Here is a 9,534-nt window from a genome sequence, read left to right on the forward strand (position 1 = left end):
CCATGAAGCCGACCTTCGTCGGGTGGCCGTAGGTCTTGACGTGGTGGTCGTATTGCCAGTTGCCCTGCATGTACATATTGCGGGCATACCAGTCGCCCCTCTCGGGCACGCATTGCGCGCTCCAATGCGCCCAGATGCCGAACTTGGCATCGCGGAACCAGTCGGGTGTGCGGTAGCCGTCGACGAGGGAATCCCAGGTCGGCTTGAACGGGGCGGGGGCGGCTTGCGCGGTGGGCAGCCCGGCGCCGCCCATCGTGGCAGCGGTGGCTTGCAGCAGCGAGCGGCGGGAAAGTTTCTGCGTCATGGCTCGCTGTTAGTGAAAAGGGCGGCCGCTCATGCGAGGCCAGTGCCGCGCACCTTCAGCGCGATCGCGGGCGTGCCGGCCAGCCCTTCGGGCAGCCGCACCTCCAGCCCTTGCGGGGTGCGCTTGAAGGGCAGGCTGTCGGTGGAGCCCACGGCCTCGACGCGCTCGATCACGCCGGGCGCCAGCGCCGCGTCCTGAGCCAGCGATGCGATGCGCATGACGCCGCTCTTGGGCCAGGCCAGCCCGATGGCATAGAGCGCCCCGGCCTTGGTGGTGAAGCGGATGTCCTGGTCGGTGAAGTCCTTGACCTGGTTTTCGCTGAACATGCCGCCGCCGATCTGCGTCGGCCCCTCGCCGAAGCTGCGCCACGGGCGCGTGCCATGGATAGCCTCGCCGTTGCGGCCCATCCATTCGGCGAGCCCGTCCAGGACCTTGCGCTCGTCGGTGTCGATGGTGCCGTCGCCGCGCAGCGGGATGGACAGCAGCAGGTTGCCGTTCTTGGAGACGATGTCCACCAGGCGGTGGATGACGCTGGCCGCCGACTTGTAGTGATGGCCTTCGAAGACGCCGCGGTTGTAATGCCAGTCGCCGATGCAGGTGTCGGTCTGCCAGGGCAGCGGCTCGATGCCGGCACGCTGGCCGCGCTCGACGTCCTCGACGATGCCCGCACGCCATTCGGGTGGGAGCTCCTTGGCGTTGAGGACGGCCTCCAGCTTGCCACCGTGCCAGGCCATGCTGGCGTTGTAGAAGTGCGCCGCGATGTCCAGCCCAGCCTGGCCGAGCGGCAGGCGGGAGTTGTCGAAGTAGACGAGGTCGGGCCGGTAGCTGTCGATCAGGTCGCGGCAGCGCAGGAACCATTGGCGCGTGAACGCGGGGTTCTGTGCCGGCGGGTTCTCGTCCCAGACGCGGTCGTGCTTCTCATGCCAGTCGTGGGCGGCCTGCGTGGTCTTGATGCCGTCGGGCATCACCMTGTTGSGGCCCGTGTAGAGGTCCTGCGGGTCCAGTCCCTCCCACCACKTGCCCTTGCCGTCGGCCTKGGTCAGGKTGAAGGCGTCGTAGCGCTGGCCGGCCAGCGGGCCTTCSGSGTCGTAGCCATAGGCMGGCKSCAACCAGTGCCAGGCAYGCGMCGAGTGGTTGCTGACGCCGAASCGCAGCCCCTTGGCGCGGGCSAKCYTGGCCCAGGTGCCRACGATGTCCTTCTTGGGACCGACGCGCACCGAGTTCCAGGGGTGGWAYTTGGAGTCGTAGGCGTCGAAGTTGTCGTGGTGRTTGGCGAGCGAGACGAAGTAYTTSGCRCCSGCCTTSRCGTACAGGTCCATCAGCGCTTCGGGRTYCCAGTTCTCCSCCTTCCAGCGGTTSTKCATCTCCATGAAGCCGACCTTGGTCGGGTGACCGTAGGTCTTGACATGGTGTTCGTACTGCCCGCTGCCCTGGATGTACATGTGGCGGGCATACCAGTCGCCCGCCTCGGGCACGCACTGCGCGGTCCAGTGCGCCCAGATGCCGAACTTGGCATCGCGGAACCAGTCGGGCGTGCGGTAGCCGCCGACGAGGGAATCCCATGTGGGCTTGAAGGGAGAGGGCGCTGCGTGGGCGGCAGGCAGGCCGGCGGCGCCCATGACGGCGGCGGAGGATTGCAGCAATGCGCGGCGGGAAAATTTTTGATTCATGGTGCTCAGGGTTTGAGTGAGAGGGGAGCGTCGGCCGGCATGCCGTAGACGATGCCGCGGCCCACAGTGCTCATGTAGACCAGGCCTTCGACGTTCATGTCACCCATGACGAACTCGCCGTTGCCGGGGCCGCCGAACTGATGCGCGTCGTCGTTGATGCGCTGCCAGTTGGCGCCGGCATCGATGGAGCGGTACACCCCCAGCGGCTTGCCCCGGGGCGAGCCCCAGATGAAGACGGTAGGGAAGGGCGCGTTGGCCATGGCCTTGCCGAAGCCCACGGCGCCGCAGTGGGCGATGTTGGAGAAGGTCGTGAACGTTCGGCCGGAGTCGGTGGAGCGCGCCAGCCCGCCGGCCTTGAGCGCCACCCAGACATCACCTTCGCGCCCCGGCGCCACGCGCACCAGCGTTGAGCCGTTTGCGGCCAGTTGGGCCGTGGCGGCGAAGCTGGCGCCGCCGTCAGTGCTGACGCGCACGGTGCCGCGGTCGTAGGCGTAGAACTTGGCGGGGTTCACCGGGTCGCCCACCGGCCGCATCGGCGCGCCTTCCAGGCCGCGCACGGCGGTCCAGACGGGCTTGGCCTCGGTGAAGTTGGCGGCGCGGACAGTGCGGTTGCTGCCGTCTGCCTGGCGGAAGCTGTGCAGCAGCGCAGCGCCATCGGCCGACAGCGCCAGCGTGCCGTAGTCGCCCTGCATGCCGGCCACTTCGGTCCAGGTGGCAGCGGTGTCGGCGGAGCGGTACATCTTCTTGCCGCCCACGCGCACGACGACCGCCGTGTTGCTGCCCGCGACGGCGAGGCCGGTGGTCGAGCCCAGGCGGGGTTCGTGGATGGGCGCAAAGGCGTCCAGCTTCTGGTGGCGGAAGCCGTCGTAGTCGGCGATCACCGATAGCAGCGGGCCGCCCGGCACGCTGACGGCCACGTTGGGCACGGTTTCCTCCAGGCCCTTGACGGTGAAGGTCCACGTGGCCGGCGTGGCGTCGATGTCGGCCGTGCGGAACACACCGTTGCCGGAGGTGACCCAGACGGCGCGGGTGTCGAAGGGGTCGAATTCGATGGAGCCCGTCCAGTGGATGGCATAGGCCGAGATCCAGCTGACGCCGCTGGTGTCCATGGCGAAGCCTCGTTCCACCACGTCGGTCCAGTTGCTGCCACCGTCGTTGGTGACGTAGAAGCGGTCGCCAGCGTTCTTGCCACCTTGCGGCATCCAGGTGTTGATGGTCGAGATGACCAGCCGCTTCGCATTGCGCGGGTCGACCGACACGCCCGAGAACGCCCGGTTGATGCCCTTGGGTGTGACGTTGGTCCAGCCGCCGCTGGCGACCTTGTATTTCCAGACCTGGCCGGCCGTCAGCGGCTCCGGCGGGTCGAGCTTCTTCCAGTCGCCATGCGGGCCTGAGCCGTCGCCATAKGTGATGTAGAGATGGCCGTCCCCGGCGAGCGTCGCGCGCTGTGGGATGTAGGCCGACGGCGCCTCGGCCACCGGCTTGAAGCTGGCGCCGGCGTCGTCGCTGCGATAGAGGTTGGGGCCGACCGAGCCGAAGCGCGACACGCCCACAAAGATCCGCTGCGCCACGCCGCCCGCCACGCTGGTCGGGTCCAGCAGCACGAAGCTGATGCCGGTCTCATTGGGCGTGGTGGTCACGGGCAAGGCGTCGACCCGCTTGAAGCTGGCGCCGGCGTCAAGGCTCTTGAACAGGCCGTTGGCGCGCGAGCCGACGTAGAGCACCTTGCCGTCACCCGGGTCGACCTGCATCTTTTCGCCGTTGCTGCGGCCCAGGCCGTTGCCGTTGGCGCGGAAGAGGTGGCTCACGTCGGTGATGCGGCTGAAGGTGGCGCCGCGGTCGGTGGAGCGCAGCACCGCAGTCTTGCCGCCGCTGAAGTAGGGCACCCCGGCCAGCAGGTAGAGGACCGCGCTGTCCTTGGGGTCGAGCGCCAGGGCGTCCACGCTGAGCAGGCCAACGTCGGCCTCGGACACGCCGTCGAGTAGCGAGGTCCAGTGTGCCTTGGCGGCGTCCCAGCGGTAGGCGCCGCCGACGTCGGTGCGGGCGTAGATGAGGCCGCGCTCGGTCTGGCTAGGCACGATGGCCGCGACATAGCCGCCACCGCCGATGGCCAGGCTGTCCCAGCGATAAGGCTGGGCCTGGGTCAATGGGGCCAGCAGCGTCAGCGTGGTGGCAAACAGCAGGCGCCAGAGGGTCATGGTGGGTATCAACTTCATTCGGTCAGCGCGGCGCGCGTTGCCTTGCGGCGGGAAAGCAGGCCGGTGCGCGCAAGGCACGACCCGGCCATCGGTGTCAGCGCCGGGGCGCCGTCGGATCACTTGGCGCTGTCGACGATGGCCTTGATCAGTTCAGGGAAGTACTGTGCGCCGGTCGAGCGGTTGAACAGGCCGAACTGGTGGTTGGCGTCGTAGCCGTTGTCCCACCACACCGGCACGACGCCGTGCTGGAAGGCCGACTTGGTCACGTACTTGGTCCAGTAGGTGCGGTAAGTGCCGGCCGGGTCGTACTCGGACTTCAGGATGGCGCCGTACTCGCCCATCAGCACCGGCATGCCGGCGTCGACGAAGCGGGACTTCATCTTCTGGAACTGTGCGTCGACGTACGCCTCGTTGGCCCAGGTCTCGGTCACGGCCGGGTTGGTCGCGATCGCACCCCACTGCCAGATCGTGCTCTTGTCGTTGAGCGCGAAGTTGAACGGGTCGTAGAAATGCACCTCCAGGAACATCCGGTTCGTCGCCAAGTCCGCCGGCTTGATGAAGCCGTTGTAGGTCGAGTCGATGTTGGTGTTGAAGCCCTGCACGACGAGATGGCGCTTGGCGTTGTTGCCGCCCGTGGCCCGCACCGCGTCGACAAAGACCTGGTTGAACCCGTTCTGGACGTTCTGGTACTCGGCCGTCGGTGGGCCGTAGTCGCCAGCCACCATCACCTCGTTGGTGCCGGCGAACAGCAGGTAGTCGTCGTGGTTCTTGAAGTTGTTGGCGATCTGCGTCCACAGCTTGGCCAGGCGCGCATTGGCACTGGCCTGGTAGGCGTAGGTTGGGATCAGCCAGCTGCCTTCGTGGTGGGTGTTCAGCACGACGTAGAGGCCGGCGTTGCGGGCGTAGCCGACCACCTCGGTGACACGCGCCATGAACGTCGGGCTGATGTTGCCGTTGGCGTCGGCGTACTGGTTCCAGCTCGCAGGGATGCGCACGGTCTTGAAGCCGGCCGCCTTCACCGCGTTGAGCAGTTGCTGGTTGATCAGCGGGTTGCCCCAGTTGGTCTCGCTGCCGCCGGCGTCCAGCGAGTTACCAAGGTTCCATGCGGGCGACATCTGCTGCGACAGCTGGACGCTCGTCAGGTCGCGCATGCCGCTGCTGTCCGTGGACGGGGGTGGGCTGGTCGTTCCGCCACCACCACCACTGCCGCCGCCACCGCCACCGCCACAGGCGACGATGCAGAAGGCCAGCACCAACGAGGCGAAGGCCGAAGGGGCGAGGCGAGGCGGTTTCATCTTGGTGTTACTGCTTGGTGCTGCGTGGCACAGCCCGCCCTGCTTGCGGCGGGGCAGGCTGCGTTGATGGAGCGAGGGGAGGCACGGCAGACGGTGCTCGGTGCCACCGTCCTGATGCCGCTACCTCACTTCGCGTTGTCGACGATGGCCTTGATCAGGTCCGGGAAGTACTGCGCGCCGGTGTAGCGGTTGAACAGCCCGAACTGGTGGTTGGCGTCATAGCCGTTGTCCCACCACACCGGCACGATGCCGTGCTGGAAGGCGGACTTGGTCACGTACTTGGTCCAGGCGGTGCGGTAGGTGCCGGCCGGGTCGTACTCGGACTTCAGGATCGCGCCATATTCACCCATCAGCACGGGCAAGCCGGCGTCGACGAAGCGGGACTTCATTTTCTGGAACTGGGCGTCGACGTAGGCCTCGTTGGCCCAGGTCTCGGTCACGGCCGGATTGGTCGCGGTCGCGCCCCACTGCCAGATGTTGCTGCTGCCGTCGAGGGCGAAGTGGTACGGATCGTAGTAGTGCACTTCCAGGAACATCCGGTTGGTCGCGGAGTCGTTGGGTTTGATGAAGCCGTTGTAGGTCGAGTCGATGTTGGTGTTGAAACCCTGCACGACGAGATGGCGCTTGGCGTTGTTGCCGCCCGTGGCCCGCACCGTGTCGACGAAGACCTGGTTGAACCCGTTCTGGACGGCCTGGTACTCGGCCGTCGGTGGGCCGTAGTCGCCGGACACCATCACCTCGTTGGTGCCGGCGAACAGCAGGTAGTCGTCATAGTTCTTGAAGTTGTTGGCGATCTGCGTCCACAGCTTGGCCAGGCGCGCGTTGGCGCTCGCCTGGTAGGCGTAGGTCGGGATCAGCCAGCTGCCTTCATGGTGCGTATTGAGCACGACGTAGAGGCCGACGTTGCGTGCGTAACCGACGACCTCGGTGACACGCGCCATGAAGGTTGGGCTGATGTTGCCGTTGGCGTCGGCGTACTGGTTCCAGCTGACGGGGATGCGCACGGTCTTGAAGCCGGCCGCCTTCACTGCGTTGAGCAATTGCTGGTTGATCAGCGGATTGCCCCAGTTGGTCTCGTTGGGTGAGGCGTCCAGCGAGTTGCCGATGTTCCAGGCGGGCGACATCTGCTGCGACAGCTGCACGCTCGTCAGGTCGCGCATGGAGCCGGGCACGGTGATCACAAAGGCCTGCGTGCTCTTGGCGCCGCAGCTGTTGGTGTAGGTGGCGGTGGCCGTGCAGCTGGCAGCAGGCGTGATGGTCTGCTCGCGTGCCGAGCCTGACGTGCCGCAGCCGCTCCAGCCCCACGAACCGCCGGTCACCGGCTGCGGGCCGAGGATGGCCGAGTTGCCTGCAGTGATCGAGGCTGAGGCCGTCTGCGTCCAGGACCCGTTGGCGCTGATGTAAGGCGTGATGGCCGTCGGCGTGCAGCTGCTGTTGCGCGTGGCAGTGGCCACGCCGGAGTTGTAGCTGCCGCCGTTGGTCGTGAACTTGACCCAGTACCAATAGGGCGTGCCGTTTGCGGCCGTGGAGTCGGTGTAGCTCCTGGCGCTACTGCCCGGCGCGGCGATGCGGSTGCGGCCGTTGGGRTCGSYGTCSGTRTCGCGGTAGACCTCCAGGCGMGAGACGTTGCCGCTGACGGTCCAGCCCAGCTGTACGTTGTCGGTCGTGCCAGTGGCCGTCAGGCAGACGGTGGTACCGCCGCCGCTGCCACAGCTTTGTGCCTGGGCCAATGGGGCCCCGCTGACCCCCAGGGCCAGCAGCAATGTGGATAACAAGGCTCTCATGGTTCTACCTTTCAAGGTTGAAAGTGCTCGGCCGGTTGTCTCCGCCGGATGCGAGCGTTATGGACGGTCGGCGCCAGGGCTTGGGCATAACCGTCGAACAAGGTGAAGGAGGTGGCGGCAGGCCCGGTGCCATGATTTGGACGCCAGCCTGCCGAGCTCTCGGTTCAATTGCTGTAGAGCACGCCGCGGCCCCCGCCGGCGGCGTAGATCCGGCCGTAGGTGTTCCAGTCACCCGCCAACCTGGTTATGCCGCCGAACTGATGGGCATCGTCGTTAAAGCGGGTCCAAGTGCTGCCTGCATTGTTGGAAGCCCACACACCCCACTGGCCGTTGATCACGCCCACCACGTAGACCGCGGCGGAATACGGCGCGCCAGGGGCTGCCTTGCCCAGAGTCAAGGCACTGGCACCGTTCACGTCGGGCCAAAAGTCGCTGCCGAAAACAGACGCGAAGTTGTTGAACTTGGTCCAGGTGGCGCCCGAGTCGACCGAGTGGTACACGGTATTGCCGTCAGCCACCCAGATGTCGCCCTCGACGTTCGGGTTGACCGCCATCCCGGTCAGGAAATACGGATTGCCCTTCATATTTGCCGACACCGAACCCTGGCTCAGCGTGAAGTTGTGGCCGCCATCCGTCGAGACGTAGAACTTGCCCGGACCAGCAAACACGGAGCCGCCCGAATCGTAGGCATAGACCTTGTTCGGATTCCTGCGATCCACCGCGAGCCGGTATGAGCGAGGGAAGCCGGACGTCTCCGGCAGCGCGGGGAGATTGGTCGCCGTCCAGCTGGCGCCATTGTTGGTGGTGTAGGACGGCACGGTATCGGGCGGCGCCCAGATCGCGTTGTTGCGTGAGGTGACAGCAATGTTCGACGATTCGTGCGTATTGGTCGCGGCGCCGGGAGGCAAGGTGGCAAAGCGTGTCCACGTGGTGCCGCCGTCGCCCGACCAGTACCCGAATCCTTTGTGATCCCCGTGCGTGACGCCGGTGAGGGCAATGTATTGCGGATCCGACCAGCTCATGTCGGCGGAATTGCCATTGCTCCAGCCGGTGTTGGGGCCTTTGGTCGGCGTCGTCGCGAGGTCTGTCTGGACCCAGGGGCCGATGTCGCCCGCGCTGCTGATGAACTTGTAGGTCGCGCCGGGTGGAGGGGTGATGAGCGCCAGCGTGGCAGTCTCTTCGAGATTGTTCAGCTTGGTGGTCCAGCTCGGTGTCGCCGACGAGGCGTTCATCGTCTCCCAGATGCCGGGACCGTCAAGGTGCAAGATGTGGTCGCGGTTGTTCGGATCGATCTCGATGTCGTCATTCCAGCCCCAGTACCCGGCGCTGTTCTGCTCGTGGGGCATCATGGACTCGATTTCGCGCCAGGTGCTGCCTGCGTTGTCGGACAACTGGGTGATCTTCTGGCCGGTGAAATCGCCCCAGGTAGCGCTCACGGCCAGCGCGATGCGGGTGGTCGGGCCGCTGCCGTAGACGGACACGCCGCCGTAGCCGCCCGTGGTAGTGCTGCTCAGCAAGGTCCAGGCGCCGCCATTGATACCGGTGTACTTGTAGAGGTAGCCGGGACCGTCGCCGCCCGGGCCTGCGTTCTTGTTGAACACCACGTAGTAATTGCCGTCGGCGGCGCGCGCGAAGTGCGGGATGTAGTACCCGGCGACGGCGGCCGGCACCGCGACCGGCGTCCATGAATAGCCGTTGTTGCTGGACCTGTAGAAGGTCGAGGTCAGGCCCGCTGCGGTGGCGTAGTCAGGAGCGATCGCGGCCCACATGTTCCAGGTCGGCTGGCCGCCGCCCACGTTCCCGTTGTCGAAGATGATCTGCTCGACGCCGACCATGGCGTTGGTCGTCGTGTAGGAAGACAGGCCCGTGACCTGCGCCCAGGTTTGGCCGGAGTTCGTGCTCTTCCACAGGCCGGCCTTGGTCGAACCGTAGAACATCGTCGACGGATTGGTCGGATCGAGCCTCAGGCGCTCGCCAATCGCCCGACCGGTATCGGCRCCGGCAAGAAACGGCAGCGTGACCCATGTCCAGCTGTCGCCGCGGTTGCTGGAAATGTACAAGCGAGCGTTCTTCTTGCTATCGCCCGCGACCATGTAGACCCGCTGGTCGTTGGTTGGATCGAGGGCGATGCTTTCGACGGTGTGGAAGGCTCCTTCTATCCCCCCCCCGAAACCCGGGCCGTCGGTGATCGGCACCCATTGCGAGGTGGCCTGGTTCCAGCGGTAGGCGCCGCCGACGTCCGTCCGGGCGTACAAGAGGTTCGGGGTCGTCGGGTGATAGATC

6 protein-coding genes are annotated in these 9,534 nt (G+C 66.3%); all 6 read right to left on the reverse strand.

The window, feature by feature from the left end:
* Positions 1-304: alpha-L-fucosidase (locus AC1DU6_RS11870; protein WP_477857391.1), on the reverse strand; the 304-nt coding region annotated here is incomplete at its 3' end.
* 29 nt (positions 305-333) lie between these two features.
* Complete coding sequence (locus AC1DU6_RS11875; protein ID WP_477857393.1) at positions 334-1,974, reverse strand: alpha-L-fucosidase; 1,641 nt, start codon at positions 1,972-1,974, stop codon at positions 334-336.
* A 5-nt stretch (positions 1,975-1,979) separates the two neighbouring features.
* Positions 1,980-4,172 carry a beta propeller repeat protein gene (locus AC1DU6_RS11880; RefSeq protein WP_457356598.1) on the reverse strand — a complete coding sequence of 731 codons (2,193 nt, stop codon included), beginning with the start codon at positions 4,170-4,172 and terminating at the stop codon, positions 1,980-1,982.
* A 116-nt stretch (positions 4,173-4,288) separates the two neighbouring features.
* The gene (locus tag AC1DU6_RS11885) at positions 4,289-5,467 is read right to left on the reverse strand and encodes a glycoside hydrolase family 5 protein (RefSeq protein ID WP_057297361.1); all 1,179 of its coding nucleotides are present in this window, start codon (positions 5,465-5,467) and stop codon (positions 4,289-4,291) included.
* Between the two features lie 125 nt (positions 5,468-5,592).
* Positions 5,593-7,251, reverse strand: a complete 1,659-nt coding sequence (locus AC1DU6_RS11890) for a glycoside hydrolase family 5 protein (protein WP_477857395.1) — start codon at positions 7,249-7,251, stop codon at positions 5,593-5,595.
* A 164-nt stretch (positions 7,252-7,415) separates the two neighbouring features.
* Positions 7,416-9,534 (reverse strand): WD40/YVTN/BNR-like repeat-containing protein (locus AC1DU6_RS11895; protein ID WP_477857397.1); only part of this gene is annotated, 2,119 nt, incomplete at its 5' end.

This window comes from Roseateles sp. P5_B10 (assembly GCF_056400485.1).